Raw genomic sequence first — 20,375 nt, forward strand, 5'->3', positions numbered from 1 at the left:
CCGGCCGCGGCCGCCGCGCCGTCGAATGCCGAGCAAAATCTCGCCGAGATGGCCCAGCGCCTCGAGGCGGCGCTCCGTCGTCCGGCCGGCGAGACCATCGCCCCGCCGGTTGCGCCGGAGCCGCCCGCTGCTCCCCCGCGCGCCGCACGCGTCGAACCGCCGGCCCCTCCCGCGCCGCCTGCCAGGCCGGCTCCGGAAAAGACCAGCTTTGAAAATCTCGAAGACGAGATGGCCTCGCTGCTCGGCCGTCCGAAGCCGTCTTCGTGAGGCTGCCGTCCTTCCCGCGTAGAGTTCTTGTCCCTTCTGTTCTGATCGCCGCGGCCTTGCTCGCCACGGGTTTGCTTGCCTCCCCTGCGCATGCGCAGGACATCAGCATTAATCTCGGCGGCGGAGGTGCTGGCGGCGGCGGCGTCACCGAACGTGCGATCCAGCTGATCGCGCTGCTCACGGTGCTGTCGATCGCGCCGTCGATCCTGATCATGATGACGTCGTTCACGCGCATCGTGGTCGTGCTGTCGCTGCTGCGCACCGCGATGGGCACGGCGACGGCGCCGCCCAACTCGGTGATCCTTGCGCTGGCGATGTTCCTCACCTTCTTCGTGATGGGACCGGTGCTGCAGAAATCCTACGACGACGGCATCCGCCCGCTCGTCGCCAACCAGATCGGCGTCGAGGACGCGCTCCAGCGCGCCTCCGTTCCCTTGCGCGGCTTCATGCAGAAGAACGTGCGCGAGAAGGACCTGAAGCTGTTTCTCGATCTCTCCGGCGAGCCACCGCCGGCAACGCCTGACGAGCTCGCGCTGCGCATCCTCGTCCCCGCCTTCATGATCTCCGAGCTGAAGCGCGCCTTCGAGATCGGTTTCCTGCTGTTCCTCCCGTTCCTGATCATCGACCTCGTCGTCGCCTCCGTGCTGATGTCGATGGGCATGATGATGCTACCGCCCGCGACGATCTCGCTGCCGTTCAAGCTGATCTTCTTCGTGCTGGTCGACGGCTGGTCGCTGGTGGCGGGAAGCCTGGTGCAGAGTTACGGGGGGTAGCGCCCGCCCTACCCCTTCAGATCATATTGCTTGCTGAGGTGGTCGCCGATCTGCACCAGCATGGCGACGCTTTCGGGGAAGCCGGGCTTGTCCCGTGTCGCCTGATCGGCATCGGCGCGGAACTCCCAGCTGTCGCCGTCGCGGACGACCGAGATGGTCATGCCCTCAGAGCCATCGGTATGGACCTTCAACTCGGCGCGCGCCATGGCGATGAGTTCGGCTTCGGTCTTGGCAGGCTTGCTCATATCGTCGCCCTCCCGGCATGAAGGTGCACAGGTTGCCGTCTCGCCCGGCACCTGTCGAGAGGCCAGAAGTAGCAGGGTTCCTACCGCGTCATCTTGATCTGCCGCATGACGGGGATCGTCGGCAGCGAGCCGGTATGATCGGTCTCGTCCTTGGCCTGCGGGGCGGCGGGCGCACGCGCGGTGGCGTCAGGGAAGCGCTGCTTCATCTCGCGCAGGAAGCCGTCGAGCGTATCGACGCTTGCGGCGAGTTTTGCAATGTCGGCGAATTCGGCGCTGGACGCCGCCGCCGGCTTGCTGGCGATGTCGAAAGCGAGCCGGTCGGCGCTCTCGCTCATCAGGGGGGCGTATTTCTCGCGGAAGCGCGACAGCCCGATCGAGTCGTCGGCGAGCGCATAGCCGACGGCGGCGCGGATGATGTCGCTCTTCTCCACCGCATTGAGCGGCTTGAAGTCGCGGAAGCGCTCGCCGTAATAGAGCTCGATCTGCTCGGCGGACTCGCGCCAGCGACGTCCTGCCCAGAAGATGTCGGACCGCAGCCGCAGCACCTCACGCCCATTGACGTTGGAGACGATGTCGAGCGCGAGATCATGACGGCCGACGTCGCTCTGTGCGCGCGCTTCCAGCAACAGGCGCTGCTGCCGCAATTCGCCGGAGAGGTCGCTGATGCGGCTCGCGCGCAGCGCAGTGATCGCCATGTCGGGCTTGCGGTTGGCGAGATAGATCATCGCAAGGCGCGCGGCGACCTGCGCGCGCGCGGCGCCTTCGAGACGGTGATCGACCTGGTATTGCAAGAGCTCGGCAGCCTGGTCGAGCAGATCGATCGAGGCGAGACGATCGGCCAGGCGGCGGATCAGCTCGTCACCGCGGCGGCCGATCGGCGTCAGCTCGCGGAACTCGTAGAACATCCCGAGCGCCTCGACCGGCGGTAGCTCGTCGCCCTTCGGCCCCAGGAAGATCTGCGTGAACAGATCCGACGCCAGATCCTGCGCCTGGCGCGAGGCTTCCGCGTTCGGCTGCAGCTTGGTCGCGGTACGCGCCGCGGTGAGCGCGTCGCGATAGCGTCCGTTCTCGGCATAAAGCTGCGACAGCATCTGCAGCGTCTTGACCTCGACCGCGTCGCCGCGCCAGGTCATCGACAGCGTCTCAAGCTCCTTCAGCGCGTCTTCCTTGCTGATCTCGTCACGCTTCTGCCGCAGCGCGACCTCGAGCTGCTTGGCTTCCGCCGCGGCCGGCCGATCATTCGAGGCAACCGCGAATTTATAGTCGTCGAGCGCATCCTTGTCGTGGCCGAGCGCCTCGGCGAGCCGGCCGCGCAGCACGGCAAAGCCGGGCCCGGCCTCCGGCGACACGCCGACCACCTCGATCTCGCCGCGGCGCTTGGAGGCGCCGGCATAGTCCTTCACCTCGAGCGAGGCGCGCATCGCATCCATCGTCACGATACGTTGGATGTCGAGCGGCAGCGAGGCGATCGCGAATTCGACATTCTTGAATTTTTCGCGGGCGTCCGCCCATTTGCCCTGGCGCGCATAGGCGAGCGCCTTCCAGAGCTGCGAGTCGTGGCTGTTGCCGATCACGGGATTGGCGAGATCCTTCAGGCCCAGGGCCGGCCGTCCGATCAGGATGCTCGCGATCGCGTGGATGATCAGCGCGCTGCTCTCCTCCTTGTTGAGGGCATCGCTCAGCATCAATTCGGTCACGGACTTGGCTTCGTGATACATCGCGCGCGACATGTAGAACTGGGCGAGATCAAGCCGCGGCAGCGAGCGCTGCGCCGGCTCGACGGCGGAGATCGCCATGATCAGATCGCTTTGCCGCGTCCAGAAATCTTCCGCCTGGCCCTTGCGCCAGCCCTCGGGATTGAAGACCGGCCGCACCGCCGTCGGCGCCCGCTCAGCCGAGACGTCGACCGGCGACAGCGTCAGGCCGCCCTTCTTGCCGAGGATGACCTTGTCCGATCCGACCTCGACGCCGACCTCGTCGGAGTTCGGCCGGATCGCGATGCCGTGGGCCGATTCCAGCAGCGAGACATCGACGAGATCCTGCCGCTTGATGAAGCCGCGGACCGGCCGTTGCGCGGTGACGACATAGAGCATGTCGCCGGCATCAGGGTCGGTGAGCTTGTGCATCAGGCCCGGATTGGCAAAGGGGATCGCGATGTTGGCGAGCGCCGGGTCGGTGATGTTGCGCGACATCATCAGCGGCAGCGGCGTTGCCTGGATCTTGTCGGCGAGCGTCAGCAGCCAGCTGGTCTCCTTGCCGACCTCCTCGCTGGTCAGCGAATAGACCAGCGGACGGGTGAGACGGATGCGCACCGCCTGCCCCTTCTCGAGCGGCATGCGGCTGACCTCGCCGATCATCGCACCGCCTTTGGCGCGGATCGCCTCGACATCGATCGGCTTGGGCGAGTCGAACACCAGCCACACCGTGTCGCCACGGCGGAACGCGGCCGCGGGCGTTGAGACCTGAAGCGGGAATGTCACGCGCAGGCCATCGCTGTCGCGGCGTGCATCGACGCTGGCAACAGGCGGCGGCGCCGCCGCTTGCGCCTCGGCAGGCGCAGGCTTGGGGGCTTCCTTCGAAGCTTCCTTGATCGCTTCCTTGGGCTCTTCCTTGATCGGCTCCTTCGCGGCGTCCTTCACGACCTCCTTGGGCGCTTCGGTCACCGCCGGCTTGGCAGAAGCAGCGGGCGCGGCGGCTTCCATTGCGGGCGGCGCGGGCTTGGGCGCTTCCGTGACGTGCGGTGCTTCGGTCGAGGTTATTGCCGGTGCCGGCTTCGGCGCCTCGGCGGGCGGCATCGCAGCGGGCGCTTCCGGCTTCGCCTCTGCCTTCACCTCAATCTTGGCTTCGCGCGCAATCGTCTCCGAGGTCGGCGGCTTGATCTCAGCATGAGTGTCCTTCGGCTTCGCCGCCGCCGGCTTTTCAGCCGCTGGCGGCGGTCCATGACCGCCGGCTTCGGCCTTCGCGATCGTGGCTTCAGGCGTTGCCGCCGTCTTGGTCTTGTCGGGCTGGAAGGCGATGTCGACGACGTAGTTCTTGTCGTCGCGGAAGGAGTGCACGTCGGAATCACCGATCAGCGCGATCTCGACGCTGGTCTGGTCGATATCGGATTTCTGCTTGATCGACGCGACGTTCGGCGGTGCGGCAACGACGGCATCTGCGAGGTCGAAGCTGAGATTGGCGTTGAAAGCGAGCGTCAGCTTCTGCTCGTTGAGGACGGAGGAGACGCCGACGCCGTCGGGCATCTCGAACACGAATCGCACGAAGGTCGGCTGCATCGAGGCGCGCACGCGGATCGGTGGCCGCTTCTTGCTTTCGGCCGCGGCGCGCTGGGCGCGCAGCGCGCGCTCGGCGGCGCGCGCACGCTCGGCGAGTTCCTTGACCACCTCCTGAGGCAGGCTCGGCGGCGGCCCCTTCCACCCCTCCGGCATCAGATCGACGAAGGTGCGCTCGCCGGCATTCATGGTGTTGACTGTGACGCGCCGCGCCAGCGACAGCCGGATCGCGCTGCCGTCGGGATCGCGCCGGGCCGAGTTGACGTAATCAGGTGCGCCTTCTGGCACGCGATCGACGGGAACGTCGACAGGGCGCTCGAAACGGATGATGAGGATCGAGCCGGCGGTCGTGACCTCGGAGGGAACGTCCTCGCCAAGCTTGATCACGAGACGGGCAAAACCGCCGCCGGCCGAAAAGCTCGCCTCGCCCCGGACCGCATCAGCGGCCCGGGCAGGCGTACCGAGGCCGATCAGGAGGCAGGCTGCCAGTAGAGGTGCCTTGCGGATATGACGCGACAGCGCCTGCGCCAAAGCGCGGGCTCGCGACACATATCCAGCGGCAGCCTTCTGCGCCATTGGCGGCGTTTCTTCCGGTTCGACGGGTCATGCCGGCACTGGCGCCGGCCCGTGCCGTCGACTGTAGGTTTTGCCAATTAAGGACTTGTTAATGCTGTAATGAGGACTTGATCCGGCACAGGGTGACGCGACGCCTTGCTCGTGGACCGAGACGTTCGCGCTCGGAATCTGGAGAGCAAATGGTTAAGGAGCTGTTAACGCCCCGTCGTCACGCGCACCGTCATCGGTCGCGCGGGCGCAAAAAGACGGCCGATCAAGCGCCGCCATTGGCCGGCAAGGAGCTTACCTCGCCTCGCGCTTCGCGAATTGACTGCAAGGTCGATCGCTCTTCCGAGATTCGACTCTCGATGTACTCACGCTCGAGATCCGTCAGCTGCGTGTTCAACAACCGCAGATAGCGGCGAATGCTGTCGTCGTGAGCTCGAATGAGCGCGAACCGTGCATCCATATTCACCTCCGATTCGTTCCGCGTTACCAGGCCAACTCAGTCGGAAGCGACGCCATAACGTGCGAACTCGTCACCGATGTTCCTCTGAATTGTCTTTGCTGCCGAAATGTCAGCATCCCCGCCAACCCCGTCGCCTTGCTTCAATTTGGCAAGCCCGCGGCCAAAAAGCGCGCTGGCCAATTCCGGGGCAGCTCGTAGGGCAGAATTGTAGTCGTCGATCGCGGCGCCGAGTTCACCCATCTTCAGGTGGATCAGTCCGCGCGAATCGTACACGGCAGCGCTGGTCGATCCCGATTGAAGCGCTCTGTCGCAATCCTCCAGCGCCGCCTGCCAGGCGCCGAGAACCGCCCGGGTCCAGCATCGTCCGCTCCATGCGGACTGCAAGTCAGGCTGGAGACGAATTGCCTCGTCGTAGTCGCGCGCCGCGCGCTGGTGGTCCTTCTTCTTAAGATAGGCTCCGGCGCGGTTGACGAAGGCAGCGCCGTAGCCAGGATCGAGCTTGATCGCACCATCAAAGGCTTCGATCGCGAGTTCATATTCGCCTTGCCTCAGATGAGCCACGCCACGGTTGTTGAAAGCCTTCGCGTATGTCGGATTGAGTGTGATCGACTGATCGAAATCGCGGAGCGCCCTGTCGTAGTCGCCCTTTGCGGTGTAGGCGTTGCCGCGATTGTTATAGGCGATGGCCAGAGCTGTGGTCGGACCTTGACGCGCCTCTATGAAAGCCGTGCAGGCACCGATCCGGGCATCAAGCGGGGTGGCACCGGTCCCGTTACATAATTCGATCTTGCTGAGATAGCTGTCCTTCACCTTGGAGTTCTGGGCTGCGACCGGCAGGCCGACCAGCAGCAAGACGACAAGCGCGATTCCGCCTTCAGCAATGGAGGACCTTGCTTCCATGTCAGGCTCCCGACCTTCTGAGACCTGGCGATTGCACGGCTAGAACCAATTCTAGCAGCCGCGGCAAATGTTCAGATTGAGCCTGTGCTCGACCCTTTGCTCGGCTTTGGGCGTCCCCGCCGCGCCGGACTTCTTCGTATATCTGTTCTTGCCCTCTTCGATGAGAGTGGAGAACCTGGTGGTTCCGTCGTCTGAGATTTCGATGTGAGGTGTGGTGCCTCGAACGCCCATCGTCGCGACCGGCGTTTCGATCCTCATGTCGCCGGTCTTCGCAACCTGGCCGGCAACGAAAACGAACGTCCCCCGGGTCAGATTGAAGATCGTCGAATTGGACTTCCCAGTCGGGTCGTAGACATATTCGTCCAGCGCCATGCGGGCGTTGCTCGACAGATTGAACGAAGTTCCATCGACAAAGTTGATGCCGACCCGTCCGTCGGCACCGGTTCGGACCACATCGCCCAAATAGACGGGATCTCCGATCTTCGTCTGGATGGCTTCGCCCGCGACGTTTACCTGGACAATGGCGGCACCCGCATGCTCGATGATGACCGAGCCGTCGGCCGCCACAACTTTCCCGATTGGCTTTGACGACGAGTCCAGCACGGCACGCCGCGGAGAATCGTTCTGCGCCTGGGCTGCACAGGCGGCCAGCGCAAGGACGAGACCTGCCACGAGAATAGTCGTTGCACGAGTGCCCATGGCTTCCTCCTCAAGAAGATAATGTCCTTGAGTATCCGAACGGCTCCGACAGCGTCGGCGAAGCCATCGCGCATCATGGCAGACCAGCCACAACAAGCCACGACGGTCAAAATGGTTATTCCGGATTAATCCGAACGGCTGATCGCCGTGCCCAAAAGAGCCACTATGCGCGCCTGGCAATTTCAAACAGCTTTTCGCGGAAAGCCGTGCACGGCAAACGACAGCAGTTCTGCCGTGATCCGCTCGCGCGGAATTCTCGGAGACCACGGCCTTCAGCGGGCCTGACTGAGCTTGCCGGCACAAAATTGCTCCCGATCGCGTGACGCGGCAAGCCAGCCAAGATACGGCGACGCCTGAGGCCGACTGTTTGGGCAATCGGGGTTGAACGATGTTCGTCACGTCCACTGCACGGCACGGGGACGAGCGCGAAGCCGCTGCGGCCCGGAACCGCCAAGTGAAGCCGGCGACGAGCGGCGCTCTTGATGCACCCGCTACGCAGATTCGTGAGCGGGCCGCTGCCGGCGGCTTCGGGATGCTGTGGCTCACGGCACTGCTCTTCTCGATGATCAAAGAGGCCGACGCCGCAGAACCGAACGTAACGTTCCTCGACGACGATACGATTACATACAAGAACCTTGCGCACGGCGTGTTCGAGCTCACGACCAAGGAGCCCATCCCGCGGCACATCATCGTCGAGGATCCCGGACAAACGGTCGTGCTGAGCAAGGTCGGCTCCGGGCTTACCGTGAACCAGCTCGACAACAGCGCGACGCGCATGGAGGAGCTGCGGGCGGTCCAGCAGGAGGCGCTCGAAAATTTTGCGAAGGGATTTGGCACGAACGGATCCGGCACCCCTCCGTTCGTCAAATCTCTGCCGCTGGAGCCGATCAATTTCATAGCGCCCGACGCCCCCGCGGCGCCGAACATACTGCCATCGGCGACCATCTTCACGATGCCCGAGATCATGATCGTGCGGACGCCGCCGACCTTGAATGCTCAGGCGCCCCCGCTTGAACTCGACACTGCCGCGTTTGACATCTTCACCGCAACGAGGGGAACGTTCAGCGCCAGCAGCTCCAGCCCCAACGCCGCGCTGACTTTCGCCATCAGCGGAGGCGCTACGGGCGATACCGTGCTGGATGGAGCAAGCTACGACGTATCGAAGACCAGCTCTTATGGCACGCTTTATTTGAACAGCACGACTGGCGCCTATGCCTTCGTTCCCGACAATGGCGCGATCAACGCGCTGAAGACGTCGACCACCGATAGCTTTGTGATCAACGTGTCAGACGGGTCGCTTTCGGCCGAACAGGTCTTCACGATCAACATCAATGGAGTCGACGACGCGGCGATCATCTCCGGCGCGACGGCCGGCTCGTCAATCGAATTCGGCGGCGTCGCCAATGCCGTGTCCGGCCCACCCGTCACGACCGGCAAGCTTTCGGATGTTGATGTCGACGACCCCGCCAACACTTTCGCGGCCGTCAATTCGCCGACGCCGAGTGCACACGGCTACGGCACTTTCACGATGACCGCCGATGGCGTCTGGGCCTACACGCTCGATCAATCCAACAGCGCAGTGCAGGCGTTGAACATTGGCGAGACGCTGACCGACACCTTCACGGTGACCAGCATCGGCGGGACCCCGCAGTTGATTACCATCACGATCAACGGCTCCAACGATGCAGCCATCATCTCCGGGACGGCAACCGGTACCGTAACAGAAGCCGCGTGTGAGACGCGCGGGACGCCGACCGCAGCCGGCAGGCTCACCGATACCGATGTCGACAATACTCCCGACACCTTCACGCCGGTGACCTCGCCAAGGGTGAGCGACCACGGCTATGGCAGCTTCCAGATGACGGCAGACGGCGTCTGGACCTACACGCTCGATAACGCTAATTGCGCCGTCCAGGCGCTGAACGTCAGCGACACCCTGACGGACACCTTCACGGTGACCACCATCGACGGCACCGCGCAGGTGGTGACGATCACCATCCACGGCACGAACGATCCGGCCATCATCCACGGCTGCACCACTGGCTCGGTGACCGAGCCCGACTGCGAGGAACACGGCAAGCCGACGGCGCGCGGCAGACTGACTGACACCGACGTCGACAACCCGCCCAACACATTCACGCCGGTCACTTGTGCGACGCGGAGCGCGGGCGGCTACGGCACCTTCACGATGACCGCCGCCGGCGTGTGGACCTACACGCTCGACACCACCAACTGTGCCGTAAAGGCGCTTCCTTCCTGTGACACATTGACCGACACCTTCACGGTGACCACCATCGATGGCACGGAACAGACGATAGCGATCACAATCCACGGTGCCGACGATCGCGACCATTTCGGCCACGCGGCAGCTCGCGATGCCGCCGCCCCGCCCCATGCTGCCGCGATCCCCGAAGACAATACGGCTGCAGATGGTTTTGCCGCCGTTCAGACGGTGGCTGCGAGCACCCACGACGCGCGCACCGATGACACCGCTGTCGCCGGCGAAACTCCGGATGATGGCAAGATCAGTTCACAGGACGGTTGCGACGCCCGTTTCGGCGGACACGAGCGGAATCTTCTTGCCAGTAGTTCCGGAGACGACCATTTCGTCTTTGCCTCGACGTCAAATCCCGGTGCAGCGCGCCCTGATATCATCTCGGGCTTCAAGGCAGACTCTGAGCGCATCGACCTGACAGCTCTCGGCGCGCTGACCTTCGCCGTTCTGGCACTCGACTCCTCCAGCACGACGGTGCCGGCACATACGATCGCCTGGCACTACGACAGCTCGGCGAACCAAACCATCGTTTACGTCAATTCGACGGATCACGTCCTGAGCATCGGCGATTCCAGTCTGGAGGAGATCCATCTCAATGGCTTCTCCACCATCGAGACGTCGGATTTCATGCTTGCGCCGGAAACGTCGGGTCATGCGATGGGAGCCGAGCCGGTCAGTCTGGAACCAGGCGTGGCCAACGGCGCGACCGGTGGCCCGACGACGGCGACCAGCCTCTCATCAGTCGAAATCGCCCATGAGCGAGCCGCTCTGATCGACGGATACGCAAGCGGGCAAGCTGCGAAGACGAGCGGGTGCCCGTTCGATGCCGATCGCGAACGAATGATCCTGGGCGAGCACACTCAGTTCGTTCAGTCCGACGATACGAAAGCGCGACTGGACGCGTCCACCGACGAGAACGGGGCGACCTCTGCGGCAAGCCAGGCGCCGCCCGTCAGCCATCTTCATCCGACAGTAGCCGCCGAGGATAGGTTCGTATTCGACAAGCCAGCGCCGTTCGACAGCGGCAAGGAGAGCGCGTTAGCCCGGGAAAGCGTGGCCGCAAAGGACGGCGGCCCGGCCACATCGTCCACGGCCGACCGCAGCATCCATTCCAGCACAGGTCCCATCGAGACGTCACACCATGAAAATGAGTTGCTCGAGCATCATCATAGGGACCCGACAGGCGGGAACGACCTCCCTCGTGTTGCCTCGGTTCGCCTCGGGGACTCATTTCATTTCAAGCAGCCCGCCCCTGATGGTTCGGCTGTCCTTGCGCCCGAGCCGAGGCACGCGGCGGCCGAACCCTACGCCACCAAGGATGGCGCTTTGCATGACCATCGCTCAGAGCACGGCGCAGGATGGGATGATCCCTCGGACCCGTCCGGTCGTCACGAACATGCCAGCGTAATCCATGGATTCGGGGCGGCGCCGATGCCTGAACTGTCCCCGCCGCATATTGATCCAGCTCACGGGGCAGGCTCAACTCACGCCCACGTGCCGCACGATCTGATCGTGTGATGCCCGCAAGGCAACTATGTCTTCAGTGTTGCTTTCCCGCACAATCCGGCGCGGAGGAGTTCTCCCGCTCGGGACAAGCGTCATCATCATCATCGCCATCTTCCCCTTGAGGCGGCAATGCATGTTGATGGTCAAGCGCGGACGTCCAGGCGAACGTCATCGCTGCGATGAGCAGCCGATTGAGGGCTTCGATTGCGCGTTCTGCTGCGGATGAGTAGTTCATAGCTTCCTCCCGCGCCGCCGATTGCGAATGGCCGAAGCCTAGGACGAACTCTTCAGCGTCACTGTACTCCACTTCACATTTGTGCGCGTCAACTCATCGCAGCCTCAGAAGATGCCGCTTGCTTCGGCTGCATCTGCAACGCGAGTCGACATGCTGCGCGCGGCAAGGACGTCAGGCTGCGTACTTGGTTGCCGAGCACGCGCGCACAACCTAAGAGGTGTTGCGGTCCGTCAACGACTCTGAATCAGATGTGATCACGGCGATGCGAATTCGATTGGTCAGCTTTGGGGGGCAATCAATGAGCGGAGAAGCCAACTGCATTGTGTGTAGCCAGGCAAGAACGGTCGTAGCCGTCTTTCCAATCGCGCGGGGCTATGCCCTAAAGGTGTACGAGTGCTCCTGCTGCCACAGCACCCTTCACCTCGTGACTCGCATGACGAAGGCTGCGCTGATCAAGCAGCACTGCGAGACCCTCCTTCCCGTCGAGAGACCGCTGAGCTCGACTGATCGTAGCGGTCAACAGCGGTTCGCGAACTAGGACGCGCAGGACGTCCAGCCGCGTGCAGGCCGAACGACCGCGCGATTGCGCGCAGGTCGCCGCCGCGTGCCGCGCCTCTCGAGCCCTCAATTCGGCTTTTGCGTCGGCTTGCCGTCGATCTTGGGGAGATCGCCGGCGGAGGCAGCCAGATCCCCGCCCCCATTGGCGCGGCGGGCCATTTCGACAGTCAGCCGCTCGGCGGCTTCCGACGACATCAGTCCCAGGATATCCGACATCTTGCGCGGGGCGATCGCCGAGGCGATCTCGATCAGCACACCCATCTCCAGCCGGTCGAACACCCGTGCGGCGTCCTTGGGCTTCATGCCCTCATACATGGTGACGAGGCCCTTCAAGCGCTGGGCCTCGGCGGCCTTCTGCTCGGCCTGGATCGCGGTGATGCGGGATTCCACCGCCTTCATCTCCTCGACCTTGCTCTCGATGCGCTTCTCGGCCGACTTCAAAAGGCTCTCACGGATATCGATCTCGCGCTGGCGGGACTCGATCTCCTGGCGGCGCGCCTGCAACCGTTCCAGGATCGCGCGCTCCGAGGCAGAGACCTGCGGCTGGGCCTCGTCCATCTTGACCGGAGTGCCCTCCATCTTGGTCTCGGGCGCGGCCGGCTTCGGCGCTTCCTTCGGTGCTCCATGCGTGGAGCCGGTGATGTCAGGGTCCTCGCCCCCGGGAAAATTCAAATTCTCCTGCGCCCAGGACTTCTTCACGCGGTTCGGCTGGTAGTCGAAGACGTAGCCGCCATTGATCACCAGGCCCGCCACTTTCAGCGTGGCGAGACCTGCGACCGCAACCAGGACGACCGGAATGACGCGGATGTTACGAAAGGACTTCATACCCTGACTTTATGCGGCAAGACCGTTGGACCTTCGGCGCTCCGAGAAGGCTTCGGCGGCCGCGGCCACCGCCTTCGCCGCCGACGGCTTGGCGACGGGGGCGGCTGCGGCTTCCGGATTCGCGACGGGGCGCGCCGCGATCGCGATCTTGGAGAGGCGGCGCACCACGTTGTCGGCTTCACCGAGCTGCTTGTGGAGCTGGTCGGACATATGCGTGGCGGCGGCAAGCTGGCTGCCGAGATTCTCGTTGACGTCACGCACCGCGAGCTTGAGCCCGCCGATCGCGCGCTCGGCGATCTCGGTCGCGGTGATCAGCTCGCCGATGACGGCCTTCAGCGAATGCTCGTCCGCCTTCAGCCGCGTCAGCCGCTTGTTGAGCAGGATGCAGTAGCCGATCGTGAGCATCAGCAGGATGGCCACCAGCGTCTCGATTGCCATTCCTAGGGAGTGGTTCATGGGGCCTCCATCATCTTGTTCTGTTCGTCCACCTTCTCGAACATCGCAAGTGTCGTACTTGGCTTGCGCAGGGGTTTCGTCACGCGGATCGCAACGCGCTCCCCGACCCGGCCCATGCGTCCTTCGGTGATCGTGACGTCGCCGCAGCGCACGGTGACGTTGGCATCGGCGCGCATGTCCAGCGGCAGCGTGTCGCCGACCTTCAGCCGCATCAGCTGCTTGAGCGGAATGTCCGCCTCGTAGAGCACGGCGTCGACGGAGATCTCGGCCTGGTTGATCTCGGTGGCGAAATGCCCCTCCCAGATCGTGTCGCGGCCAAACTTTTCGCCCATGAACATCTGGAGCAGGACGGCCCGGATCGGTTCGATGGTCGCGTAAGGCAGCAGCAGTTCGATATTACCGCCGCGATCTTCCATGTCGATGCGCAGGCGCACCAGGATAGCGGCGTTGGCGGGACGGCTGATCGCGGCGAAACGCGGATTGGTCTCGAGCCGGTCGATCGTGAAGGTCACCGGCGACAGCGGCCGGAACGCCTGTTCGGCATCGGCCAGCACCACCTCGACCAGCCGCTTGACCAGCTCGGTCTCGATCGTGGTGTAGGGCCGGCCCTCGATGCGGAGCTGGCTCGCGCCGCGGCGACCGCCGAGCAGCACGTCGATCATCGAATAGATCAGGCTGGAGTCAACCACCGCCATGCCGAAATTGTCCCACTCCTCGGCCTTGAAGACCGAGAGCACGGCGGGCAGCGGGATCGAGTTCATGTAGTCGCCGAAGCGCACCGAGGTGATGCGGTCGAGCGAGACTTCGACATTGTCGGAGGTGAAATTGCGCAAGGAGGTCGTCAGCAACCGCACCAGGCGGTCGAAGACGATTTCGAGCATCGGCAGACGCTCGTAGGAGACCATCGCCGAATCGATGATCGCGCGGATGCCGGAATGGTCGTCGAGCGTGACGTCGCCGACGGTGAAGCCGAGGAGGTTGTCAATCTCCTCCTGCGACAGCACCCGCTCGCCGGAGTTCTTGCCGTTGCCGAGATCGCGGCTGCCGTCCTCGACCATGGCCGCCCATTGCAGGGCCATGGTCTCCGATAGTTCGTTTTCGGCAGCAGCCTTCGCGGCCTCCGCGGGATCCTCGGAGTCGAGCGACGCCTCCCATTGGGCGGCAATCGCATCCTGGTCCATCTGCTCGTTGCCGGCCATGACGCTAGCCTATTACCTTCCCTGCGCCGTCACTGAAGCACGACTTCCTTGAACAGCACCGCACTGACCTGGACCGGCGCGACTGCGGCGTTGACGCGCTTGGTCAGCTCTTCCTTGAGGCGGAAGACGCCGGCGGAGCCGTTGAGGTCGGAGGAGCGGAGCTCGCGCACATAGGTCTGGAAGATGTCGGTGACCCGCGGCATCGACGGCTTGATCGCCTCGATCTGCTTCTCTTCCTTCAGCTCGAGCACGATCTTGAGCTTGAGATATTGCACGCGCTCACCGGGCGCACCGGCGAGGTTGACCATCATGTCGGGCACTTCGACGAAGGCCGGCGGTTTCGGCGGGGGGGCGACCTCGGCATGATGCTCGTCTTCGCCATGACGGAAGAACAGGAACCAGGTCGCGGCGCCGCCGCCGAGCACGACCAGCGCGCCGACGATGATCAGGATCAGCTTGAACTTGCTTTTGGGGGCAGCGGCTTCCGCGCCTTCGGCGGCTGCGCCGCCTTCCGCTTCATTCTCTGCCATGGTCGTCCGGGCTCGCTCATCTCAAAAAGGGTCGAAAGAGCGAAGCCTCCTGGCAGACAGTGACGCGATACAAATGCCCCAGCGCAAAGCGCCCTCTTACAAGCAAACGCTACGGTAATAATGGTTAACGGAACCTTTCGATTGGGCGTCCGCTAGGAAAAATCTGCCGGGCAAACATGGCTAACAGAACCTTTCTGCCCCCCGCCCGCGCCGCTGTAAAATCGACAACGAATTGTAATTACACATTATTTCAAGTTGGCACGGCTTTCGCTGAGAGAGGCCGAGACTGAACGGTTTGGGAGAACCCGACAGTCTCGTTCACGGGATCGGCCAAGGCGCTTGGGAGAGCGAAATGGCAGGTCTCACTCAGGGGAGATCTACCGATGCAGAATGCGCTTCTGATCGGCTTGTCACGGCAGATGACGTTGGAACGGCAGATGGATGTCATCGCCAACAACGTCGCCAATGCCAACACCAACGGCTTCAAGGCCGACCATTCGCTGTTCGAGGAGTACCTCAACTCGAACGCGCATGAGGACAATTTCGTCGGCTCCGACCGCCGGGTCTCCTATGTGCAGGACCGCGGCACCTACCGCGACGTCGGCCAGGGGCCGATGGAGGCGACCAACAACCCGCTCGACATGGCGATCAGCGGCAACGCCTTTTTCGCCGTGCAGGCCAATGGCGCCGAGCGCTACACCCGCGACGGCAAGTTCGCGCTCAGCAGCACCGGCCAGCTGATGACCTCCGACGGCAACCTCGTGCTCGGCACCGGCGGCCCGATCGTCTTCCAGCCGACTGACCACGATATCAACGTCTCCCCCGACGGTACCGTCACGGTGCTCGAGGGCACGGCCAAGACAGACTCGATCCGCGGCAAGATCCGCATGGTGACGTTCGACGACCCGGCCAAGCTGATCAAGCTCGGCGCCAATCTCTACGGCGCCGGCTCGGCCAACCAGCAGACCGACAGCAAGTCCACCCTGCAGCAGGGCTACATCGAGAAGTCGAACGTGAATTCGGTCGGCGAGATGAGCCGCATGGTCGAAGTCATGCGCAGCTACACCGCGATCGCCAACCTGCTCCAGCAGCAGAGCGACCTCCACAAATCGGCGATCGAAAAGCTCGCCGACGTTCCGGCCTGATTAGGGGACCACTGAGATGCAAGCGCTCCACACCGCTGCGACCGGAATGGCGGCACAGGAACTGAACGTTCAGGTGATCTCCAACAACATCGCCAACCTGCGCACCACCGGCTTCAAGAAGCAGACCGCGGCGTTCCAGGACCTGATCTACGAACACGTCCGCCGCGTCGGCGCACAGGCCTCGGACCAGGGCACCATCCTGCCGGTCGGCGTCGATATCGGCGGCGGTGTCAAGACTGTCGGCACCCCGCGCAGCATGACGCAGGGTACGCTGTCGCAGACCGGCAACGACCTCGATCTCGCGATGTCCGGCGAAGGCTTCTTCAAGATCCTGATGCCTGACGGCACCTTCCAGTACACCCGCGACGGCACGTTCCAGATGGACAACCAGGGCCGCGTCGTCACTGCGCAGGGCAACCCGGTGCAGCCGACCATCACGATCCCGAACAACGCCTCGGGCATCACCGTCAACGAGCAGGGCCAGGTGTCGGTGACGCTGCCGGGCTCGTCGAGCAACACCATTCTCGGCCAGATCGGCGTGACCCGTTTCATCAACAAGGCGGGTCTGCAGCCGGTCGGCAGCAACCAGTTCACCGAGACGACGTCGTCCGGCGCGCCGCAGGACGGCACCGCAAACTCCGAAGGCTACGGCAAGATCACGCAAGGCAGCCTCGAGCAGGCCAATGTCGACGTCGTCTCGGAGATGAGCGACCTGATCGCAGCGCAGCGCGCCTACGAGATGAACGCCAAGGTGATCAGCGCCGCCGACCAGATGATGCAATCGACCACGGCGCTGTTCCGCTGAGGTGATGACCATGATCCGCACCACGCTCATCACCCTCTCCGCCCTGCTCGTGCTGGCTCTGCCGGCGCAGGCCGCCGACGACGGCATCGCCGTACCGACGCTGCGCCCCAGCGTCACCGTCACCTCCGACGTGGTGCGGGTCGGCGACCTCATCGAGAACGCCGGCTCGGCCGCGCTGATTGCGGTCTATCGCTCGCCCGATCTCGGCACCACCGGCGCGCTGCCGGTTGCCCAGGTCCTGGGCGTGCTCCGCGCCAAGCAGGTGATCGGCGTGATGACCGGCGACATCAAGGAGGTCCAGGTGACGCGGCTTGCCCGCACCTTCGCCAACAAGGATCTCGAAAACGCGGTCGCTTCCGCGCTCGAACGCCGCTTCGGCCTCGGCGACGCCGCCAACATCTCCGTGAGCTTCGACCGCGGCGTTTCCGACATGCGGCTCGACGCCTCCAACACCGGCGCGCTGCAGCCGGTCGCGACGCGCTACGACGCCCGCAGCGGCCGCTTCGACCTCGCCTTCGAGATCAACAACGACAGCAACCCGACGCCGACCAAGCTGCGCCTGACCGGCACTGCGATCGAGACCGTGGAAGTCGCCGTCCTGACCCGCGACATCGAACGCACAGAGACGCTGAAATCCTCCGACGTCGCGCAGGAGCGACGGCCCAAGGCCGAAGTGCCGGGCGAGGCCGCCACGCGCGACCGTACCGTCGGCATGCAGCTTCGCCGGCCGATGCGCGCCGGCACGCCGATCCGCACCGCCGACATCGCCAAGCCCGAATTCGTAACGCGCGACCAGAGCGTCACCGTCATCTACCAGGTCCCCGGGATCTACCTCACCACCCGCGGCAAGGCGATCGAGAGTGGCGCCGAGGGCGACACCGTGAGCGTCCTCAATCTGCAGACCAAGCGTACGCTGACCGGCGTCGTCACCGCCCGCGGCCAGGTGACCGTGCTAGGCGCAAGCCAGTCCGCGCCGATGGAGACTGCGGTCGAGCAGACCTCCTCGCTTAGGCGTGACGAGGCGCCCGCCCCCGTCGACACCGCAGCCCTCCTCCGGAACCTGGTCCAGGCGCCCGCGTCGCCGGACAAGATCGCAGAAGCCCAGATCCCGCAAGCTCGCGTCTCGCAAGCTCAAGCAAAGTAAGAGTTAGTCATGTCCGCTTTCAGTTCGGCTTACCGTCTTCGTCGCGGCGTGGTCTCCGCCCTGCTGCTCGCCACTTGCGCGTTCGCAAGCGGCTGTTCCTCGATCGACCGCCTGTCGCAGATCGGCGAGCAACCGAAGCTGTCGGCGATCGACAATCCGACGACGCAGCCCGGCTACAAGCCGGTGCAGATGCCGATGCCGAAGCCGGAAGTCGCCTCCTACAATCCGAACTCGCTGTGGCGCAACGGCAGCCGCGCCTTCTTCAAGGATCAGCGCGCGACCCATGTCGGCGACCTCCTGACCGTGACCGTCAACATCACCGACAAGGCCAACCTCTCCAACGAGACCCAGCGCAGCCGCACCAATTCGGAAGATTCGGGCATCACCGATTTCATCGGCTCGAAGACGCTCGGCGTCCAGGCGCAGAAGGTGCTGCCCGGCCGCATCCTCACCGCCGACTCCACCGCCTCCAGCGACGGCAAGGGCAGCGTGCAGCGCACGGAAGCCTTGCAGACCAACGTCGCGGCGGTCGTGACCCAGGTGCTGCCGAACGGCAACCTCGTCGTCGAGGGCAAGCAGGAAATCCGCGTCAACTTCGAGATCCGCGAGCTCGTGGTCGCCGGCATCGTCCGCCCTGAGGACATCCAGAGCGACAACACCATCGATTCCAGCAAGATCGCGCAGGCCCGGATCGCCTATGGCGGCCGCGGCCAGATCACGGACGTCCAGCAACCGCGCTACGGCCAGCAAGTCATGGACGTGCTGCTGCCCTTCTAAGTCTCCCCCGAGCTCCCACATCGTGTTCGCGAACCTAGGCGCGAACGACGATGTACTACGCGGCCCTCGCTAGCTCCCCTGGCGAGGGCCGCATGTATTTTAGGCGATGGTGCGGCGTCACTCCGTCATTGCGAGCGAAGCGAAGCAATCCAGACTGCCTCGATGGAAAGACTCTGGATTGCTTCGTCGCGAAGAACTCCTCGCAACGACGGCGGCGAGAGCACGCAGCTCATCACACTGCATCGTTGATCACAAAACTCGGGCGTAGCGCGTGCGTTGACGGATAACATGCGTCTCGATGTTACCAGAATTTCCAGAAGGGACGCGTGGCGGATGCGGATGCAGTCACGGCCAGCACAGTATACGTGTCGGCGGTCTCCCAATCGTAATTCTGATCATATCTGAACCCCGTTATGTCGGCGACGAGCTTCACCGGAATGTCAAAAAAATCCTGGTGCTCGACCGCGAGGTCTTTCTGCTCGACGCACAGAGTATCGAAAAGCGGCGGCAAATCCCCACTCAGCTCAAGATTGGTGGCGTCGACATCGCCGTTGTGTTGAAGCGCCCATATCTGCCGTCCGTCGCGCCAGACCTCCGCCTGGGAGAACATTACGTGCTCTTCGACGGCCAGAACGATGACCTCGCTGCCCGCGGACAGATCCGCCAGAGCGTTCGTCGAAAACCGGCGCTCATCGCATGTGTTCGACCAGATCAGGTCAAATCCGGACGGCAGCGCGACCATCACGAAAGCCCCGCGCTCGTTCAACGGCGCCGAGCGATGCTCGCCCGTCGTGGCGAGATCAATACCGGCCAAAATGTCAGCGATCTGTCGTCCCCGAACGAACAGCAGGCTGATCGACACGCCCATGAATCTGCCCTTTATGAAGGTGCTACCCTGGGCCAAACACTCACGATCAGTCCATCCCGGAATCCGCGCGAACGGGCCTTCGATCCCGAGAGTTACGTGAACTCCGCCTCCACCACTCCCAGCCCATCCAGCTCCATCCGTACCTTGTCGCCGGCTTTCAGCCACAGTGTCTTCACCAGACTTCCGGTCAGCACGAGCTGTCCCGCATGCAGGCCCTTGCCTTCGGCGGCGAGATGGTTGGCGAGCCAGGCGAGTGCGTTGTGGGGATGGCCGAGCACGTCGGCGCCGGTGCCGTGGCCGACCTCCTCGCCATTGACGAGGGCGCGGCCCTTGACCGATTTCAGGTCCGGCACCGACGAGCGCGGAACGGAGGCGCCCAGCACGCAGCCGGCGGCAAAGAAATCATCCGCGATCAGCGTCGGCGCGCCCATCGTCTCCCACTTCACGTAGCGGTCGTCGACGATCTCGATCGCGGGATGATAGGCCTCGACGGCTTCACCGACCCATTCGGCGGTGAACGGCGCCTCGCCGGCGGCGAGGTTGCGCTTCAGGCGCACGGCGATCTCGCATTCGACGCCGACACGGACATAGTCGGAGGCCGCGAGCTTGACGCCGCTGTCGTGCACGCCCTTCTGGAACACGCCGCCGCCGCAGGGGTGCGGGATGCCGATATAGTCCTGCATCACCTGGCTGGTGCAGCCGATCTTGTAGCCGACCAGCGGTCCGACATTCTTCAGCAGAAGATCATGCAGCGCGCGCTGAACCTCATAGCCCTCGGCTTCATCGGCCGGGGGAACTTCAAGCGCCGCGAGCGGCGCATGGTTCCGGCGCGCCAGTGCGATCGCCTTTGCGGCCTCGAGAATTTTGTCCAT

The 20,375-nt window shown here is 64.0% G+C and carries 17 protein-coding genes and 1 pseudogene; 7 read left to right on the forward strand and 11 right to left on the reverse strand.

Annotated elements, in window-relative coordinates; all coding sequences use genetic code 11:
• Positions 1–267 (forward strand): annotated as a pseudogene (locus tag FXB40_RS42510) (flagellar biosynthetic protein FliO); the annotation flags it as partial.
• On the forward strand, positions 264–1,040 hold the full coding sequence (gene fliP, locus FXB40_RS42515) for a flagellar type III secretion system pore protein FliP (RefSeq protein WP_148778219.1): 777 nt from the start codon (positions 264–266) through the stop codon (positions 1,038–1,040). The pseudogene FXB40_RS42510 and the gene fliP, both read left to right, overlap by 4 nt.
• 8 nt (positions 1,041–1,048) lie before the next feature.
• Here the strand turns inward: fliP and FXB40_RS42520 are convergent, their stop codons facing one another.
• The 4 genes from FXB40_RS42520 to FXB40_RS42540 form a co-directional block, all read right to left on the reverse strand.
• The gene (locus FXB40_RS42520; protein WP_148778220.1) at positions 1,049–1,285 is read right to left on the reverse strand and encodes a hypothetical protein; all 237 of its coding nucleotides are present in this window, start codon (positions 1,283–1,285) and stop codon (positions 1,049–1,051) included.
• Between the two features lie 80 nt (positions 1,286–1,365).
• On the reverse strand, positions 1,366–5,133 hold the full coding sequence (locus tag FXB40_RS42525; protein ID WP_148778221.1) for a tetratricopeptide repeat protein: 3,768 nt from the start codon (positions 5,131–5,133) through the stop codon (positions 1,366–1,368).
• A gap of 484 nt (positions 5,134–5,617) precedes the next feature.
• Positions 5,618–6,433 (reverse strand): tetratricopeptide repeat protein, encoded by an 816-nt coding sequence (locus FXB40_RS42535; RefSeq protein ID WP_246208303.1) that lies wholly within the window; start codon positions 6,431–6,433, stop codon positions 5,618–5,620.
• A gap of 99 nt (positions 6,434–6,532) precedes the next feature.
• Positions 6,533–7,366: a FecR family protein gene (locus FXB40_RS42540; RefSeq protein WP_246208304.1), complete on the reverse strand. Its 834-nt coding sequence runs from the start codon at positions 7,364–7,366 to the stop codon at positions 6,533–6,535.
• A gap of 202 nt (positions 7,367–7,568) precedes the next feature.
• Between FXB40_RS42540 and FXB40_RS42550 the strand changes: the two genes are divergently transcribed.
• Positions 7,569–10,973, forward strand: a complete 3,405-nt coding sequence (locus FXB40_RS42550) for a VCBS domain-containing protein (RefSeq protein ID WP_148778224.1) — start codon at positions 7,569–7,571, stop codon at positions 10,971–10,973.
• Between the two features lie 22 nt (positions 10,974–10,995).
• Here the strand turns inward: FXB40_RS42550 and FXB40_RS42555 are convergent, their stop codons facing one another.
• The 5 genes from FXB40_RS42555 to fliL all read right to left on the reverse strand — a co-directional run bounded on the left by FXB40_RS42555 (position 10,996) and on the right by fliL (position 14,764).
• The gene (locus FXB40_RS42555) at positions 10,996–11,196 is read right to left on the reverse strand and encodes a hypothetical protein (RefSeq protein WP_148778225.1); all 201 of its coding nucleotides are present in this window, start codon (positions 11,194–11,196) and stop codon (positions 10,996–10,998) included.
• 624 nt (positions 11,197–11,820) lie between these two features.
• On the reverse strand, positions 11,821–12,579 hold the full coding sequence (locus tag FXB40_RS42565) for a MotE family protein (protein ID WP_148778226.1): 759 nt from the start codon (positions 12,577–12,579) through the stop codon (positions 11,821–11,823).
• Between the two features lie 9 nt (positions 12,580–12,588).
• A complete protein-coding gene (locus FXB40_RS42570) occupies positions 12,589–13,035 on the reverse strand; it encodes a DUF6468 domain-containing protein (RefSeq protein ID WP_148778227.1) in 447 nt (148 codons plus the stop codon).
• Positions 13,032–14,234 (reverse strand): flagellar motor switch protein FliM, encoded by a 1,203-nt coding sequence (gene fliM / locus FXB40_RS42575; RefSeq protein WP_148778228.1) that lies wholly within the window; start codon positions 14,232–14,234, stop codon positions 13,032–13,034. The genes FXB40_RS42570 and fliM overlap by 4 nt, the downstream gene beginning before the upstream one ends.
• 29 nt (positions 14,235–14,263) lie before the next feature.
• Entirely contained in the window at positions 14,264–14,764 is a 501-nt protein-coding gene (fliL, locus tag FXB40_RS42580; protein ID WP_148778229.1) for a flagellar basal body-associated protein FliL, read from the reverse strand.
• Positions 14,765–15,147: 383 nt separating this feature from the next.
• Here fliL and flgF point away from each other — a divergent pair, with 383 nt between their 5' ends.
• Genes flgF through flgH form a run of 4 tightly spaced genes read left to right on the forward strand, consistent with a single transcriptional unit; the run spans position 15,148 to position 18,635 of the window.
• Positions 15,148–15,909 carry a flagellar basal-body rod protein FlgF gene (flgF, locus tag FXB40_RS42585; RefSeq protein WP_148778230.1) on the forward strand — a complete coding sequence of 254 codons (762 nt, stop codon included), beginning with the start codon at positions 15,148–15,150 and terminating at the stop codon, positions 15,907–15,909.
• Between the two features lie 16 nt (positions 15,910–15,925).
• Positions 15,926–16,714, forward strand: a complete 789-nt coding sequence (flgG, locus tag FXB40_RS42590; RefSeq protein WP_148778231.1) for a flagellar basal-body rod protein FlgG — start codon at positions 15,926–15,928, stop codon at positions 16,712–16,714.
• 10 nt (positions 16,715–16,724) lie between these two features.
• Positions 16,725–17,858 (forward strand): flagellar basal body P-ring formation chaperone FlgA, encoded by a 1,134-nt coding sequence (flgA, locus tag FXB40_RS42595; protein WP_187437515.1) that lies wholly within the window; start codon positions 16,725–16,727, stop codon positions 17,856–17,858.
• A gap of 9 nt (positions 17,859–17,867) precedes the next feature.
• Positions 17,868–18,635 (forward strand): flagellar basal body L-ring protein FlgH, encoded by a 768-nt coding sequence (flgH, locus tag FXB40_RS42600; RefSeq protein WP_148778233.1) that lies wholly within the window; start codon positions 17,868–17,870, stop codon positions 18,633–18,635.
• A 301-nt stretch (positions 18,636–18,936) separates the two neighbouring features.
• Here the strand turns inward: flgH and FXB40_RS42605 are convergent, their stop codons facing one another.
• Both FXB40_RS42605 and FXB40_RS42610 read right to left on the reverse strand, forming a co-directional pair.
• Positions 18,937–19,503: a hypothetical protein gene (locus FXB40_RS42605; protein WP_148778234.1), complete on the reverse strand. Its 567-nt coding sequence runs from the start codon at positions 19,501–19,503 to the stop codon at positions 18,937–18,939.
• 92 nt (positions 19,504–19,595) lie between these two features.
• Positions 19,596–20,375 carry a 2-keto-4-pentenoate hydratase gene (locus FXB40_RS42610; RefSeq protein ID WP_148778235.1) on the reverse strand — a complete coding sequence of 260 codons (780 nt, stop codon included), beginning with the start codon at positions 20,373–20,375 and terminating at the stop codon, positions 19,596–19,598.

Source organism: Bradyrhizobium rifense, from assembly GCF_008123425.1.
GTDB classification, from domain to species: Bacteria; Pseudomonadota; Alphaproteobacteria; order Rhizobiales; family Xanthobacteraceae; genus Bradyrhizobium; species Bradyrhizobium rifense.

Bases quoted from the DNA above. Each gene is read 5' to 3' on its own strand.
- FXB40_RS42520 (WP_148778220.1), bottom strand. From the start codon at position 1,285: ATGAGCAAGCCTGCCAAGACCGAAGCCGAACTCATCGCCATGGCGCGC.
- FXB40_RS42525 (WP_148778221.1), bottom strand. From the start codon at position 5,133: ATGGCGCAGAAGGCTGCCGCTGGATATGTGTCGCGAGCCCGCGCTTTG.
- FXB40_RS42550 (WP_148778224.1), top strand. From the start codon at position 7,569: ATGTTCGTCACGTCCACTGCACGGCACGGGGACGAGCGCGAAGCCGCT.
- FXB40_RS42555 (WP_148778225.1), bottom strand. From the start codon at position 11,196: ATGAACTACTCATCCGCAGCAGAACGCGCAATCGAAGCCCTCAATCGG.
- FXB40_RS42565 (WP_148778226.1), bottom strand. From the start codon at position 12,579: ATGAAGTCCTTTCGTAACATCCGCGTCATTCCGGTCGTCCTGGTTGCG.
- FXB40_RS42570 (WP_148778227.1), bottom strand. From the start codon at position 13,035: ATGAACCACTCCCTAGGAATGGCAATCGAGACGCTGGTGGCCATCCTG.
- fliM (WP_148778228.1), bottom strand. From the start codon at position 14,234: ATGGCCGGCAACGAGCAGATGGACCAGGATGCGATTGCCGCCCAATGG.
- fliL (WP_148778229.1), bottom strand. From the start codon at position 14,764: ATGGCAGAGAATGAAGCGGAAGGCGGCGCAGCCGCCGAAGGCGCGGAA.
- flgF (WP_148778230.1), top strand. From the start codon at position 15,148: ATGCAGAATGCGCTTCTGATCGGCTTGTCACGGCAGATGACGTTGGAA.
- flgG (WP_148778231.1), top strand. From the start codon at position 15,926: ATGCAAGCGCTCCACACCGCTGCGACCGGAATGGCGGCACAGGAACTG.
- flgA (WP_187437515.1), top strand. From the start codon at position 16,725: ATGATCCGCACCACGCTCATCACCCTCTCCGCCCTGCTCGTGCTGGCT.
- flgH (WP_148778233.1), top strand. From the start codon at position 17,868: ATGTCCGCTTTCAGTTCGGCTTACCGTCTTCGTCGCGGCGTGGTCTCC.
- FXB40_RS42605 (WP_148778234.1), bottom strand. From the start codon at position 19,503: ATGGGCGTGTCGATCAGCCTGCTGTTCGTTCGGGGACGACAGATCGCT.
- FXB40_RS42610 (WP_148778235.1), bottom strand. From the start codon at position 20,375: ATGGACAAAATTCTCGAGGCCGCAAAGGCGATCGCACTGGCGCGCCGG.